This is a genomic window from Streptomyces sp. MS06, assembly GCF_047200655.1.
Taxonomy (GTDB): Bacteria; Actinomycetota; Actinomycetes; order Streptomycetales; family Streptomycetaceae; genus Streptomyces.
On record NZ_JBJZOJ010000040.1, the window covers coordinates 1 to 14454 of the forward strand.

The 14454-nt window shown below is 74.6% G+C and carries 11 protein-coding genes; 2 read left to right on the top strand and 9 right to left on the bottom strand.

Annotation, left to right across the window (positions count from 1 at the left end; genetic code table 11):
* Positions 1-450: 450 nt before the first annotated feature.
* Both ACL02U_RS21250 and ACL02U_RS21255 read right to left on the bottom strand, forming a co-directional pair.
* Entirely contained in the window at positions 451-984 is a 534-nt protein-coding gene (locus ACL02U_RS21250; protein WP_412792459.1) for a DUF4232 domain-containing protein, read from the bottom strand.
* A gap of 103 nt (positions 985-1087) precedes the next feature.
* Entirely contained in the window at positions 1088-1735 is a 648-nt protein-coding gene (locus ACL02U_RS21255; RefSeq protein ID WP_412792460.1) for an HD domain-containing protein, read from the bottom strand.
* 211 nt (positions 1736-1946) lie between these two features.
* Between ACL02U_RS21255 and ACL02U_RS21260 the strand changes: the two genes are divergently transcribed.
* On the top strand, positions 1947-2978 hold the full coding sequence (locus ACL02U_RS21260; RefSeq protein WP_412792461.1) for a GlxA family transcriptional regulator: 1032 nt from the start codon (positions 1947-1949) through the stop codon (positions 2976-2978).
* A gap of 156 nt (positions 2979-3134) precedes the next feature.
* Here the strand turns inward: ACL02U_RS21260 and nirD are convergent, their stop codons facing one another.
* The 6 genes from nirD to ACL02U_RS21290 all read right to left on the bottom strand — a co-directional run bounded on the left by nirD (position 3135) and on the right by ACL02U_RS21290 (position 11460).
* Positions 3135-3584: a nitrite reductase small subunit NirD gene (nirD, locus tag ACL02U_RS21265; protein WP_412792462.1), complete on the bottom strand. Its 450-nt coding sequence runs from the start codon at positions 3582-3584 to the stop codon at positions 3135-3137.
* Complete coding sequence (nirB, locus tag ACL02U_RS21270) at positions 3581-6247, bottom strand: nitrite reductase large subunit NirB (RefSeq protein WP_412792463.1); 2667 nt, start codon at positions 6245-6247, stop codon at positions 3581-3583. Before nirB ends, nirD begins: the two co-directional genes overlap by 4 nt.
* Complete coding sequence (locus ACL02U_RS21275; RefSeq protein WP_412792464.1) at positions 6247-7461, bottom strand: NAD(P)/FAD-dependent oxidoreductase; 1215 nt, start codon at positions 7459-7461, stop codon at positions 6247-6249. Before ACL02U_RS21275 ends, nirB begins: the two co-directional genes overlap by 1 nt.
* A gap of 435 nt (positions 7462-7896) precedes the next feature.
* Positions 7897-8562 (bottom strand): class F sortase, encoded by a 666-nt coding sequence (locus ACL02U_RS21280; RefSeq protein WP_412792465.1) that lies wholly within the window; start codon positions 8560-8562, stop codon positions 7897-7899.
* A gap of 118 nt (positions 8563-8680) precedes the next feature.
* Positions 8681-9214, bottom strand: a complete 534-nt coding sequence (locus ACL02U_RS21285) for a hypothetical protein (protein WP_412792466.1) — start codon at positions 9212-9214, stop codon at positions 8681-8683.
* Between the two features lie 590 nt (positions 9215-9804).
* Entirely contained in the window at positions 9805-11460 is a 1656-nt protein-coding gene (locus ACL02U_RS21290) for a M4 family metallopeptidase (protein ID WP_412792467.1), read from the bottom strand.
* Positions 11461-11594: 134 nt separating this feature from the next.
* On the opposite strand from ACL02U_RS21290, the gene ACL02U_RS21295 reads away from it, so the two are divergent.
* A complete protein-coding gene (locus ACL02U_RS21295) occupies positions 11595-12026 on the top strand; it encodes a gamma-glutamylcyclotransferase family protein (protein WP_412792468.1) in 432 nt (143 codons plus the stop codon).
* 143 nt (positions 12027-12169) lie between these two features.
* On the opposite strand, the gene ACL02U_RS21300 is transcribed toward ACL02U_RS21295, so the two are convergent.
* Positions 12170-14392, bottom strand: coding sequence for a molybdopterin oxidoreductase family protein (locus tag ACL02U_RS21300; RefSeq protein ID WP_412792469.1), 2223 nt, complete (start codon positions 14390-14392; stop codon positions 12170-12172).
* Positions 14393-14454: the final 62 nt, after the last annotated feature.

A 14454-nucleotide genomic window follows, 5' to 3' on the forward strand; every position in this document is an offset into this window, starting at 1 on the left:
CCTGCGTTCCGTGTAATTCAGTGTCCTAGAGTCACGAATCTGGGGTCTGACCTGCGCGGACATGGGTGAGGGCGCCTGAGAGGCGTTTCTCTAGGCGCTGGTGTTCGTGCTGGTCAGCGGGGTGTGGGTTCGAGCGCGATGATCTGCTTCGGTGCGGGGATGTTGAGCTTGGCCAGCAGGTCGGTCTGGGGCTTGGTGAGGGTGGTGACCTGGCGGAACAGGCCGGTGGGGCCGGTGAACGTGCCGAGGTGGAGCCGGTCGAGCTCGCGGCGGACGGCCGTCCAGGTCGCGCCGGTGGTGGTCTCGGTGATGCGGATCAGTAGGAGGGCGAGCCAGCAGATCTCATTCTGAACGCGCGGCCCGGTGCGGCCGGCTTCCCGCCGAGAAAGCCGGCCGTACGTCCTGTGCGGGGCGCTGCCCTGCTTTGCCGATGCGTGCCGGCTTCCGCTGTCAGAACGCCCCGTGGGTGTTGACCGGGCCGACGTCGAAGATGCCGGAGCAGGCCTTGAAGGAGGCCGGGACGAGGACCGCGGTGCGGGAGGCCGGCGGGTAGACCCGGAGGTAGCTGCCGGTGCGCTCGCAGGCTCCGCCGACCGGGCCGTTCGCGGTGCGCACCACCGCGGAGGCGGACTCGGCGGGCCGCAGGACGACGGTGGAGTAGGAACGGCCGCTGCGGTCGGCGGCCGGGCCGATCTGCCGGTGCGCGGTGTCCAGGACGCTGACGCCCGGGTACCCGCGGAGGGCGCAGTCGTGGGTGGCGGTGTTGGTGAAGCGCAGGGTCTGGTAGAGGGAGCCCGCGGCGGCCTGCTTGCCGCCGAGGGAGACGTACAGGTCACCCACGGTGCAGGTGGGCGTACCGCTCGACGGGTCGGCCGAGGCCGGGGCCGCGCCCCAGGCGCCCGCGGCGGCGGCCAGCCCGGCGAGAGCGGCGGTGAGCGACGCGGTCACGGTGCGCCGCGTGCGGTGCTTCGTGTTCAGGAGCATGAAGAATTCGCCTCCAAGGGGGCGAAAGGGTTCCTGTGGTCACTTTGTTGGATGGGTTCCCGGAGCGGATGGTTGTAGGCGCCCTCCATATATTTTTCCGGGATCACACCCCCCAGCGGGACGACGCGGCCGCTGTCTCCAGCGTCGTCGGGGTGCCGTGCGGTCCCCGTTCGCGGGCGAGTTCCCCGGCGATGGTGAAGCGGGGGGCGTTCTGCGGAGCGCGTGCGGCGTGCCGGACGATGTCGTCGACCAGTGCGCTGACCATGTTCAGCCGGGGGTGGTGCCGGTGCGCGGCCTCGCCCTGGGCCTCCGTCACGAAGTCCGCCGCGATCCCGAAGTCGGCGACCACGCCACCGCGGGTGAGGCGGGCCAGCGCGCTCCGGCGCTCGGCGATGCCCGGCGAGGAGTGCAGGGTGATCGCCTCCCAGACCTGGTCGACGTCCGCGGCGGCGCAGCCGTGGGTGGTGAGGAAGTCGGCGGCCATGTCGGCGCCTTCGACCTCGAACCGCTGCCGGCCGGGAGCCGAGGGCGAGGTGCCGAGGTCGTGCAGGACGCAGGCGTGGAAGAGGAGGTCGGGGTCGAAGTCGGCGCCGGCCGCCAGGCCTTCGTGCTCGGCGAGCAGCACGGCGAACAGGTAGCTGCGGATGCTGTGGTTGGCGACGGGCTCGCTCTCGTGCCGGCGGGCGTGTGCGAGGGTGCGGCGGGCCGCGGGGGTGTCGGGCAGTGCGGGGAGGAGCTGCGAAGTGGTCACGGTGCGAGACGCTAGGTGCCGGGGCCGGCCCGCGGGCAGTGGCATGGATGCCATGCAACCGTAGGATCGTGCCATGTCCGCCGTGCCCCGTCGCCCGCAGCCCGATGCCAGCGGAACCCGCGCCGGAAGCGGAACCCGCACCGGAACCCGATCAGGATCCGGATCCGGCACCGGATCCGGCGCCGGGTGCGGATCAGGGAGCCGGCACCGGGTGGTCGTGGTCGCCCTTCCGGACGTGCTCCCGCTCGACCTGGGTATTCCTCTGCAGGTCTTCGGCAGCTGGCCCGAGGGCCCCTACGGGCTGACGGTGTGCACCGAGAACCCGGGACCCGTCCGGGTGCACGGCTCTCCGTCGCTGTCCGTCGAAGACGGGCTGGAATGCCTGGAGGCGGCCGACACCGTCGTCGTACCCGGGCAGTCCGTTCCCGGGCAGCCCTCGGCCGAGCTGTGCGCCGCGCTGACCGGGGCGGCTGCGCGCGGTGCTCGGATGGTGTCGATCTGCACCGGCGCGTTCGTCCTCGCCGCGGCCGGTCTGCTCGACGGGCGGCGGGCCACCACGCACTGGCAGTACGCGGCGGCTCTGGCCGAGGGGTATCCCCGGGTGGAGGTCGAGCCGAGGGCGCTGTACGTCGACGAGGGGGAGGTCCTCACCTCCGCCGGTGTGGCCGCGGGACTGGACCTGTGCCTGCATCTCATTCGGAGGGACCACGGAGCCCACCTGGCCAACCGGCGCGCGCGGGCACTGGTGGCGGCTCCCCACCGCGACGGGGGCCAGGCCCAGTACATCGACCTCCCGGTGCGGACGGGCCGTTCCGGTGGTGGGCCGGCACAGGTGCAGGAGTGGGCGCTGCTCAACCTGCACCGCCCGCTCACCGTCGACCGGTTGGCGCAGCGGGCCGGGGTGTCCCGCCGGACGTTGATCCGGCGCTTCCACGCCGAGACGGGGCAGCCGCCCATGCGATGGCTGCTGGCGGCCCGGATCAGCCGGGCGCGGGAGCTGCTGGAGTCCACCGAGCTGACGGTGGAGAGTGTGGCGCGGCACTGCGGCCTCGGCACACCGGCGAACCTGCGCACCCTGTTCAAGGAGCACGTGGGCGTCACCCCCAGCGACTACCGCCGCACGTTCCGCGGCACCGCGGACGGCGACCGTGCCCCGGCCGACCGGCCTTCCGTCGGGAGTGGGGTGCCGGTCCCGGAGGGGCTCGCAGGGCCGGACCTGCTCGGACCGGACGAGCTGGGGTAGGGCACAGGGTGCGGAGCACGGGGCGTACCCGCCGGGGCGGGGGCGGCAGGCCGCGCACGCGCGGCCCCCGCCCCCGCCCACCGCGACCCCCGTCGCGGCCGCTCCCCCGCGACGGCCGCCCCCGTCCGCCGAGGCCGGGACTGAGACCGCCCCGCCTCAGGCGGTGCGCACCTCGTACGTCGCCACCCGCACCGAGGCGTCGTCCAGGCACTCCCCGGTGCGCAGGTCGAAGCGCTGCTTGAGCAGCGGGGAGGCGACGAAGGGGCGGCCGCGGTGGGTGCCGGTCAGGCCGCGGGAGAGGACGGCGGCGCCGGTGAACGGGTCCCGGTTGTCGACGGCGTACAGCTCGCCGTCCCGGCCGCGGAACAGGGCGGCCTGGCGGCCGTCGGGCAGCAGCGCGGCCACGCCCCGGCCGGGCGCCAGCCGGTGCAGCTCGCACACGGTGAGCCAGCCGGCCTCCCCCTCCTGCCCGCGCTGCCCGCCGGACGCCCCGCGTCGCCCCTCGGGGCGTCCGGCGGGCCGCGCCCCGGGTCCCTCGGGGGCTTCGGACTGCTCGTCCAGCCGGAGCTGGACCCTCAGGTCGGTCGTCTCGGGTGCCAGGGTCATCGCGGGGCGCTTCCTTCCAGGGCGGCTTCCTCGGATTCGGCGGAGCCCGCACCGTTCGGGGCGTCCGCGGGCCGCAGGCCGATGGCCAGCAGCGGCAGGTCGGGCTTGATCTGCTCGCGTTCGGGGACGAAGCCGACGACCGGGTCCGGGGTGTCGGGGGCGTTGACGAAGGAGACGAACCGGGCGAGTTTCTCCGGGTCGTTGATGGTCTCGGCCCACTCGTCGCGGTAGTGCGCCACGTGGTCCCGCATCAGCCGCTCCAGCTCCTCGCAGATGCCGAGGGAGTCGTGGACGACGACGTCGCGTACGTGGTCCAGGCCGCCCGGGATCCGCTCCAGCCAGGTCGAGGTGCGCTCCAGGCGGTCGGCGGTGCGGATGTAGAACATCAGGAACCGGTCGATCAGGCGGACCAGTTCGGCGTCCGACAGGTCCTGCCCGAGCAGGTCCGCGTGGCGGGGGGTGGCGCCGCCGTTGCCGCCGACGTACAGGTTCCAGCCGTGCGAGGTGGCGATCACGCCGAAGTCCTTCGACTGGGCCTCCGCGCACTCGCGGGCGCAGCCGGAGACCGCCGACTTCAGCTTGTGCGGCGAGCGCAGGCCTCGGTAGCGCAGCTCCAGGTCGATCGCCATGCGGACGGAGTCCTGGACGCCGTACCGGCACCAGGTCTGGCCGACGCAGGACTTCACGGTGCGCAGCGCCTTGCCGTAGGCGTGGCCGGACTCGAAGCCCGCGTCCACCAGGCGGGTCCAGATCAGCGGGAGCTGCTCGACCCGGGCGCCGAACATGTCGATCCGCTGACCGCCGGTGATCTTCGTGTAGAGGCCGAAGTCGCGGGCGATCTCGCCGATCACGATGAGTTTCTCCGGGGTGATCTCACCGCCGGGGATGCGCGGGACGACGGAGTACGAGCCGTTGCGCTGCAGGTTGGCGAGGAAGTGGTCGTTGGAGTCCTGCAGGGTGGCCTGCTCGCCGTCCAGGACGTAGCCGCTGGCGCCGATCGTGGGGGCGAGGGAGGCGATGACGGAGGCGACGGCCGGTTTGCAGACCTCGCAGCCGTCGCCGCCGCGCGCGTCCTCCCGGCCGAAGCGGTCCAGGAGTTCCCGGTAGGAGGTGATGCGCAGGGCGAGGACGATCTCGTACAGCTCCTCGCGGGTCTGCGCGAAGCAGCCGCACAGGCCCTTGTCGACCTCGATCCCGTTCGCCTCCAGCTCGGCGTCGACGAGTTGGCCGAGCACCTTCACGCAACTGCCGCAGCCGGTACCGGCCTTGGTGCACTTCTTCACCGCGGGCACGCTGGTGCAGGAGTGCTCGGTCACCGCGCCGCGGATGGTGCCCTTGGTGACGTTGTGGCAGGAGCAGATGACCGCGTCGTCCGGCAGCGCGGACGGGCCGAGCTGCGCGGACTCCCCGGCGCCGGCCGGCAGTACCAGCGATTCGGGTGCCACCGGCGGGACGGAGCCGGTCAGTGCGCGCAGCGTGCCGTAGGCCTCCGCGTCGCCGACCAGGATTCCGCCGAGCAGGGTGCCGTCGCGGCCGACGACGAGCTTCTTGTACAGGCCGGCACGGGAGTCGGAGTAGACGACGTCCAGGCAGTCCTCGGCGGTGCCGTGCGCGTCGCCGAACGAGGCCACGTCCACGCCGAGCAGTTTCAGCTTGGTGGACAGGTCGGCGCCGGTGAACGCCGACCGGTCCGCCTCGTCGTCGGCGATCGCCGCGGCGGCCGCCACGGCCTGCTCGTAGCCGGGCGCGACCAGTCCGTACACCCGGCCGTCGACGGCCTGCGCGCACTCGCCGATGGCGAACACGTGCGGGTCGGTGACCGTGCGGCAGTGCGCGTCGACGGTGATGCCGCCGCGTTCGCCGACCGCGAGGCCCGACTCGCGGGCGAGCTGGTCGCGGGGGCGGACGCCGGCGGAGAACACCACCATGTCGGTGGCGACTTCGGACCCGTCGGACAGCTTCATGCCGGTGACCGCACCGGAGGCGCCGGTGACGATCTCCTGGGTGCCGGTGCCGGTGTGCACGGTCAGGCCCATGCCCTCGATGGTGCGCAGGAGCGCGGCGCCGCCTCCGTCGTCGACCTGGACCGGCATCAGCCGCGGCGCGAACTCCACGATGTGCGTGGCCAGTCCGAGGCCCTTCAGGGCGCCCGCCGCCTCCAGGCCGAGCAGTCCGCCGCCGACCACCGCACCCGTGGTGGCGTGCGCCTTCGCGTACTCCTCGATGGCGAGGAGGTCCTCGATGGTGCGGTAGACGAAGCAGCCGGCGGCGTCCTTGCCGGGCACCGGCGGTACGAACGGGTAGGAGCCGGTGGCCAGGACGAGGACGTCGTAGCCGACGGTGCGTCCGGAGCGGCAGGTCACCGTGCGGGCCTCGCGGTCGACGCTTTCGGCCGGGTCGTCGAGGTGCAGCTCGATACCGTGCTCGCGCAGGAACTCCGGTTCCGACAGGGACAGTTCGTCGGGGGTGCGGCCGGAGAAGTACGAGGTGAGCTGGACGCGGTCGTAGGCCGGGCGCGGCTCCTCGGCGAGCACCACGACGCGGTGCGTGGCGGTCAGGCCGCGCTCGGCGAGCGCTTCGAGGAAGCGCTGGCCGACCATGCCGTGGCCGACGAGCACGAGCGTGGGGCGGGGCGGGTCCCCCGCAGGTGCGGTCGTGGACATCAGGAGCCTCCATCGTTGGTGAGCAGGTGGAGCAGGGGGCCGCCGTCCGCGGGGAGCGGCTCTGCTCCCTCCCAGGCCCGGGCGAGCGTGCCGACGGTGCCGAGCGCGCCGACGAGGACCCCGCCGACCAGCCGGTCGTCGCGGACGACGACCTTGCGGTAGGTGCCACGGGTGGCGTCGGCGAGCTGCACGACGTCGTCGCCCGGCAGGGGGACGGTCTCCCCGAACGCGGCGAGGTCGAGGGAGTCCTGCCCGGCGAGCGTGAGCCGGGTCAGGGCACGGGTGCCGGTGTAGCGGGCGGCCGGGTCGCCGGCCAGCAGCGCGGCGAGCGCGTCGGCCTGTTCCAGGGCGGGCGCCGCCAGGCCGTACACGGTGCCGTCGTGCTGGGCGCAGTCGCCGATCGCCCGGATGTGCGGGTCGCTGGTGCGCAGTTCGTCGTCGACGAGGACGCCCTTGCGGACGGCGAGCCCGGCGTCCTCGGCGAGACCGGCCCGGGGACGGACCCCGCAGGCCAGCACGACGAGGTCGGCGTCGAGGGCGTAGCCGTCGGCCAGTTCCACGCTGCGGACCGCGCCTTCGACGCACCGCACGTCGCGGACCCGGCACTCGGTGTGGACCTCGACGCCCAGGTCGGCCAGGTGGCGCCGGACCAGCGCGGAGGCGTCCGGGTCGAGCTGGCGCTCCATGAGCCGCTCGGACTGCTGGGCGAGGACGACCTGCGCGCCGCGCCGGGCGAGGGCGCGGGCGGCGGACACCCCGAGCAGGCCGCCGCCGATGACGACCGCCTTCGCCCCGGGGCGCACCGCCTCGGACAGGCCGAGGCAGTCGTCCATGGTGCGGAAGGCGTGCACCCCCTCGGGCAGCACGCGGTCCGGGGTGAACAGCCCGCGCAGCGGCGGCAGCACCGGGTTGGATCCGGTGGCCAGCACCAGCGTGCCGTAGGGGATCCGGGTGCCGTCGGCGCAGTGCAGCGTCCGCTCCCGGCGGTCGATGCCGGTCACCCGGGCCCGGACCAGTCCGGACGGAGCCGGGAGGGCGATGACGTCGGGGCTGTAGCGGCCGGCCAGTACCTCGGCGAGCAGCACCCGGTTGTACGGGCGGTGTTCCTCCTCGCCGAGGAGCAGTGCGGGCACGCCCAGCTCACCCAGCCGCCGGGCGAGACGTACGCCCGCGAGGCCGGCGCCGATCACCACCACACGCGTATTCGAGGTCATGTCCCTGAGCGTGCGGTGCCGGTGTTACCCGGTGGGATCACCTCTGTTTCCCGGGAGGAACGCTGCCCTCAGCGGCCGCGCGCGGCGGATGTGAGGCTCCCGGCCAGGCGGCGGGGGCCGCCGGTGAGGTCGGGCGGGGGCGCCGCGCGGTCGTGGCGGCGGCGGGGCGGGCCGGACCTTCGGGACACGTGCGGACGCCATCGTCTACGAAGCGGGGCCGGGGCCGGGGCCGAAACCGGGCGCGGCGGGGCCGGTGTCCTGGTTCCCGCAGGTCGCCCGGGCGCCGGCGGCGGTGTCCCGGAGCCGGCAGGTCACCGGGGCGGTGTCCCGGAGCCGGCAGGCCACCGGGGTGGTGGCGCGGGGCCGAGCCGGGGTGGTGGCGTGGGGCCGAGCCGGGGTGGTGGCGCGGGGCCGAGCCGGGGTGGTGGCGCGGGGTCAGCGGCTGCCGGTGAGGTGGGCGAAGACGACGACGTTGCCGCGGTAGCCGGTGGCGGGCGAGTAGCCGCCGCCGCAGGTGATGACCCGCAGTTCGGGGCGGTCGGCCGGACCGTAGACCTTCTCGTCGGGGAAGGCGGCGGCGTCGTACTCCTCGACCGCGTCGACGGTGAACAGGGCCGTCGTCCCGTCGCGCCGGTCCACGTCGATCGCGGCGCCCTTGGTCAGTGCGCCCAGGGCGTAGAAGACGGCGGGGCCGTCGGCGTTGTCGACGTGGCCGGCGACGATCGCGGTGCCCGTCTCGCCGGGGGTGGTGCCGGCCCGGTACCAGCCGGCCAGGTTCGGCTGCCCCGCCGGCGGTACGTCCAGGCTGCCGGCGGGGGTGAGCCCGAGCCCGGTGAGCGGGGCGTCCACACCGATCGCGGGGATGCGGATCCGGTCGGGCGGCGAGGGCGGCAGTGCGGGTGCCGGTGAGGCCTCGGAGGCGGGCGCGGAGGCGGTTCCGGTGTGCGGGGCGGCGGCCGCCTCGGCGGGGGAGGGCTGCGGTGGGGCGTGCGTGGCGGTGCCGCTGTGCAGCAGCCACGCGCCCGTGCACAGCGCGGTCACGGTGACCGCGGCTATCGCCCGGTTGGCGGGCCGGCGGCCGCGGGACGCGCTCACGTTCATGAGGGAACCCCTCTCCTGCTCCTGACGGGCGGCCCCGTGCCCCTCCGGGCCGCGAGGGGCGTCGGACCCGGAGGGGAGGGATGTGCGGTACCTGTGGACGGGCAGCGGAGGGTGCCCGTCAGATCCCGCCGCCTCTCGCCCGGCGGTGCAGGAGCCAGGTACCGCCCGCGGCGGCGACGGCGAGAGCCGCCACGCCCGCCGCGGTCTGCACGGGGTCGGGGCCCAGTGCGCCGCCGACCCCCGTCTTGACGCTTCCTCGGGGGCGCACCTGCTCGCGGGGCCGGGTCAGCGCCACCACCAGGTCGCCGCGTACCTCCCGGCCCGCCCGGGCGCACCGTGCGACGATCTCGTACGTGCCCGGCTGCGCGCTCGGCGGCACCCGGAACCGTCCGGCGGCCCCGTCCTCGCGGTCCGGCGCGAGCGGGAACCGGCCGGCGCCCACCGCGCTGGCGTCGCCGGCCGCGGTGTCGCCGTCCCCGCATCCCGCCATGCTGACGGTGACGTCGTCGCCGGGGATCGCGGTGGACGGGTACACCTCCAGGCCACTGCTCGTCAGGCCGCTGCTCGTGCCGCCGTACACGGGTGCCGCGGCGCCGCCCAGTGCTGCGGCGGCCAGAGCGGTACCGGCCAGCAGCCCGGCGGTGCGTCGCATCGGTGCTCCCTCGAGCCGTCGTCGGTCGTCGGTCGTCGGTCGTCGGCGGGAGCATGCCCGCGGCGCCCACCGGCGCAGGCGTTCGCGGTCCCCGCCCCTCCGAGGTAAGCGGCAGGCGGACCGGCGCGCTTCCTGATCCCGCGTCAGAATTGCGGTGAACGGGTGGCGCCGGTTCCGCGCCCCGCCTCGCAAGGGCGGCGTTCAAGCAGGTCACCGGGGCGATGCGGGTGTGCCCGGCGGGAAACCCGAAGGGCGGAAGCCGCGCGGGTGAACGGGTGAACGGGTGAGCGGGTGATCCGGCGTGCGGATGCGGCCCGCGACCCGGGGAGCGGGGCCGGGCAGGCCGTGGCCGACCGGGCAGTCGGGGCCGGCCGCGGGCGTCCGGGCCGGGCTCAGGGCGCGGAGCGGCCCAGGGAGGCCTGGTGCGGGCGCCACGGGACGGGGACCCGGACGGCGTCGCGGGCCGCCCCGGTGCGCTCGGCACCGGGGCGGCTGTCGCGGGAGGGTGCCTCAGTGCACGTCGGCCTCAGTGCACGTTTACCTCAGTACACGTCGGCCTCAGTGCACGTCGGTCTCAAAGCACGTCGGCATCAGTGCACGTTGACCGCGTTCCACGCGGCTCCGACCGCCGCGTACTCCGTGCTGCCGGTGCCGTACAGGTCCTTCGCCGCGGCGAGCGTCGCGGTGCGCGCGCCCGCGTAGTTCGTCGACGAGGTCATGTAGACGGTCAGCGCCCGGTACCAGATGTCGCCCACCTTGTCCCGGCCGATCCCCTGGACCGTGGAGCCGTCGTAGGTGGGCGAGTCGTAGCTGACGCCGTTGATGGTCTTCGGGCCGCTTCCCTCCGCCAGCAGGTAGGCGAAGTGGTTGGCGACGCCGGACGAGTAGTGGACGTCCAGGTTGCCCACCGAACTGCTCCAGTAGTCGGCGGAGTTGCCGTCCCGGGACGGCTTGTCCATGAAGCGGAGGGCGGCCTGGCCGAAGCCGGAGCGGACGATCTTCTCGCCGATCAGGTAGTCGCCCGGGTCGGAGGGGTTGGCGGCGTACCACTCGACCATGGTGCCGAGGATGTCGGACGTCGCCTCGTTCAGGCCGCCGGACTCGCCCGAGTAGTTCAGCGCGGCGGTCTTCGACGTCACGCCGTGCGTCATCTCGTGCCCGGCCACGTCGAGCGCCACCAGCGGGCCGAAGGTGGAGCCGTCGCCGTCCCCGTAGGTCATGCAGAAGCAGCTGTCGTCCCAGAAGGCGTTGTTGTAGCCGTTGCCGTAGTGGACGCGGTTGTACGAGCCCTTGCCGTCGCCGGCGATGCCGTTGCGGCCGTGGACGTTCTTGTAGTAGTCCCAGGTCTCGTTGGTGCCGTACTGCGCGTCGACGGCGGCCGAGGCGCGGTCCGCGGAGGTCCCGGAGCCCCAGTGGTCGTCCGCGTCGGTGAACAGCGTGGCGGGCGCCCGGACGAAGCAGATGCCGAAGAAGCACAGGTCCGTCTTGTTCTCGGCGTCACCGGTGTAGGTGCTGCCGCGGGTCGGGTCCTTGAGCTGGTACGTCGATCCCGAGACGGTCGTCTCCAGGGCCACCTTGCCGCTGTAGAGCGACTGCCCGTCGCCGGTGGCGGTCTCGATGGAGTCCCAGGCGTCGATGCGGGCGCCGGTGGTGGCGTCCGTGAGGACCGTCCGGGCGACCGGGTTGCCCTGGCTGTCCCGGGCCACGGCGTTGGTGCGCCAGGCCAGGCGCGGGGCGCCGTGCAGGGCGTCGACGACGAGCTGCGGCTTGGCGGTGATCTGCTTCAGGGTCTGGCCCGGGTGGGCGGTGCGCAGCGCGTGCACGGCGAGGCCGGCCGCCTTCGGGGCGGGCAGCGCGGGCGTGGTGCTCGGCAGGGAGAGGGCGCTCGTGGTGGCGCGCGAGGCGCTGCGGTAGGTGCCGTCGGGCGCCAGGTGGACGACGAAGTCGCCGCCCAGGACGGGGAGTCCGCGGTAGGTGCGGTCGTAGCGCACGTGCTGGGCGCCGTCCGCGTCGACGATCACGTCCCGGACCTCGGCGCGCTGTGCGGAGGTCAGGCCGAGCGCCTGCGCGCGGGCGGACAGGACGGAGGTCGCGTGGTCGATCGCGGTGGCCCGGGTCGGCCCGTCGGCGGCGTCCGCGGTGGGGGTCAGGACGGCGGCCAGCAGGGCGGCGGTGGCGGTGGCCACACCGGCGGCGGCGAGGCGGGAGTGACGGGAACCTCGGACGTGCTGCCGTATCGGTCTCATCAGTCTCCTCTGGGGAGGCGCCCTGGGTGGGGGCGCGTGGGGGGTCGAGCTGATGTCCCCTCTGTTTTTAAAGGTTCATGTCAAGTCGGTCCATAGCGCAATCGGGTGGTCCGTGAGGGGTCAGAATCGGTTCCGTGAGTCTTCCGTTCTTCGTCTACGGCACACTCCGCCCCGGCGGACGCCACCACGACCGGTTCCTGCACGGCCGCACCCTGCGCGAGGAACCGGCCCGCACCACCGGGTTGTTGCTGTACGAGGGGCCCGGCTTCCCCTACGCGGTCGAGCAGCCGCCCGGCGGCCCCCGGGCGACCGTCCGCGGCGACCTGGTCACCGCGGCACCGCAGGCCTACGACGAGCTCCTCGCCGCCCTCGACCGCCTGGAGGACTTCACCCCGGGCGACCCCCGCAACCTCTACGACCGCGTCACCCGCGACGTGGAGCGGGACGCCGACGGCACCGCCGTCCAAGCCTGGGTGTACGTCGCCGCCCCCGCCGTCGCCGCGCGCCTGCGGGCGAGCGGCACCCCCGTCGCGGGCGGGGACTGGCCGGCGCGCCCGCGCCCTTGACGCCGGTACGGGTCAGTCCGGTGGGCCGGCGTCCCGTCGGGCGGCGGGGCAGTCCGGTAGGCCGGCGTCCCGTCGGGCGGCGGGGCAGTCCGGTAGGCCGGCGTCCCGTCGGGCGGCGTCCCGTTCCACGACCCCGGTACGGGTCAGCCAGCCCGGCCGGCGTCCCGTCGGGCGGCGTCCTGCTCCACCTTCTCCACCCGCACCGCGCACACCTTGAACTCCGGCATCCGCGACGTCGGGTCCAGCGCCGGGTTGGTGAGCGTGTTCGCGCGTCCCGCGCCCGGCCAGTGGAAGGGCATGAAGACGGTGTCGGGGCGGATGGCGGTGGTGACGCGGGCCGCGGCGACCGCACGCCCCCGCCGCGACTCCACGGCCAGCAGGTCGCCCTCGGCGGCCCCCAGCCGGTCCGCGAGCCTCGGGTGCAGCTCCACGAACGGGCCCGGCGCGGCCCGGTTCAGCTCCGGCACCCGGCGGGTCTGCGCGCCGGACTGGTACTGCGACACCACGCGGCCGGTGGTCAGCAGCACCGGGTAGGCGTCGTCGGGCTCCTCGGCGACCGGGCGGTGCGCCACGGGCACGAACCGGGCCCGGCCGTCCGGGGTGGCGAAGCGGTCCAGGAACAGGCGGGGGGTGCCGGGATGCGGGTCGGGCGGCGTTCCGTCCCGGGCGGGGTCGTCGTCGGGCAGCGGGGCGCCGTCCAGGGCCGCGTCCTCGCCGTCCTGCACGCCGGCAGCGGGCGCCGGGCAGGGCCAGAAGACGCCGTCGCCCTCGGCCAGCCGCCGGTAGCTGATCCCGGAGTAGTCCGCGGGACCGCCCGCGCTGGCCCGGCGCAGCTCCTCGAAGACCTCCTCCGGGTCCGTCGGGAACTTCTTCTCCAGGCCCTCCCGTTCGCCGAGCCGGGCGGCCAGTTCGTGCATCACCCGCAGGTCGCTGCGGACGCCGTCCGGCGGGGTGATCGCCTGCCGGCGCAGCACCACCCGGCCCTCCAGGTTCGTCGTCGTGCCGGTCTCCTCCGCCCACTGCGTCACCGGCAGGACGACGTCCGCGAGGGCCGCCGTCTCCGACAGCACCACGTCGCAGACCGCCAGGAAGTCCAGGGACCGGATGCGCTCCTCCACGTGCGCGGCGCGCGGCGCGGACACCACCGGGTTGGAGGCCATCAGCAGCAGCGCCCGCACGTCCCCGCCCAGCGCGTCGAGGAGCTCGTAGGCGCTGCGGCCCGGCCCCGGCAGCGAGTCCGGGTCCACCCCCCACACCTCCGCCACGTGCCGCCGCGCCGCCGGGTCGTCGAGCTTGCGGTACCCGGGCAGCTGGTCGGCCTTCTGGCCGTGCTCCCGCCCGCCCTGCCCGTTGCCCTGCCCGGTCAGGCAGCCGTAGCCGGACAGCGGGCGCCCCGGACGGCCCGTCGCCAGGCACAGGTTGATCCACGCGCCCACCGTGTCCGTGCCCTTGGACTGCTGCTCCGGCCCGCGGGCCGTCAGCACCATCGCCGACTCCGCCGCGCAGAACATCCGCACCACCTCCCGCAGCTGCGGCACCGGCACACCGGTGATCCGCTCCACGTACTCCGGCCAGTGCGCCATCGCCGCCGCCCGCGCCTCCTCCCAGCCGGTGGTGCGCTCCCGCACGTACTCCTCGTCCACCCGGCCCTCGGACACCACCAGGTGCAGCAGTCCCAGGGCGAGCGCCAGATCGGTGCCCGGGCGGGGCGCCAGGTGCAGGTCGGCGTGGTCGGCGGTGCGCGTGCGGCGCGGGTCGACGACGATCAGCTTGCCGCCGTTCTCCCGCAGCTCGGTGAAGTAGCGCAGCGCCGGCGGCATGGTCTCCGCCGGGTTCGAGCCGACCAGGATCACGCAGCCGGTGCGGGGCACGTCCTCCAGCGGGAACGGCAGGCCCCGGTCCACACCGAACGCCTTGATGCCCGCCGCCGCGGCCGACGACATGCAGAACCGCCCGTTGTAGTCGATCTCCGAGGTGCCGAGCACGATCCGCGCGAACTTGCCCAGCGCGTACGCCTTCTCGTTGGTCAGCCCGCCGCCCCCGAACACGCCCACCGCGTCCGCACCGTGTGCCGCGCGCACCGAACCCAGGCCCGCCGTGATCCGCTCCAGCGCCTCCTCCCAGGTGGCCGGCACCAGCTCGCCGCCGTCCGACCGCACCAGCGGCGACGTCAGCCGCACCCCGGACGACAGCAGCTCCGGCGCCGTACGACCCTTCCCGCACAGTGCGCCCCGGTTCACCGGGAAGTCCGCGCGCTCCGTCAGCTCGACCGTGGGCCCGGCCGTCCCGGCGGGGGCGGGCGTCAGGTTCATCCCGCACTGCAGGGCGCAGTACGGGCAGTGCGTGGGCGTCGCGGTGCTCTCCATGCCCCCAGCGTGCGGCGCCGGTGTTACACGGCAGGTCGGCGCCTGTTACACGGCCGGGACAC

Coding starts and splice junctions, on each gene's coding strand:
- ACL02U_RS21280 (WP_412792465.1), bottom strand. CDS start 8,562: ATGAACGTGAGCGCGTCCCGCGGCCGCCGGCCCGCCAACCGGGCGATA.
- nirB (WP_412792463.1), bottom strand. CDS start 6,247: ATGTCCACGACCGCACCTGCGGGGGACCCGCCCCGCCCCACGCTCGTG.
- nirD (WP_412792462.1), bottom strand. CDS start 3,584: ATGACCCTGGCACCCGAGACGACCGACCTGAGGGTCCAGCTCCGGCTG.
- ACL02U_RS21275 (WP_412792464.1), bottom strand. CDS start 7,461: ATGACCTCGAATACGCGTGTGGTGGTGATCGGCGCCGGCCTCGCGGGC.
- ACL02U_RS21300 (WP_412792469.1), bottom strand. CDS start 14,392: ATGGAGAGCACCGCGACGCCCACGCACTGCCCGTACTGCGCCCTGCAG.
- ACL02U_RS21285 (WP_412792466.1), bottom strand. CDS start 9,214: ATGCGACGCACCGCCGGGCTGCTGGCCGGTACCGCTCTGGCCGCCGCA.
- ACL02U_RS21250 (WP_412792459.1), bottom strand. CDS start 984: ATGCTCCTGAACACGAAGCACCGCACGCGGCGCACCGTGACCGCGTCG.
- ACL02U_RS21290 (WP_412792467.1), bottom strand. CDS start 11,460: ATGAGACCGATACGGCAGCACGTCCGAGGTTCCCGTCACTCCCGCCTC.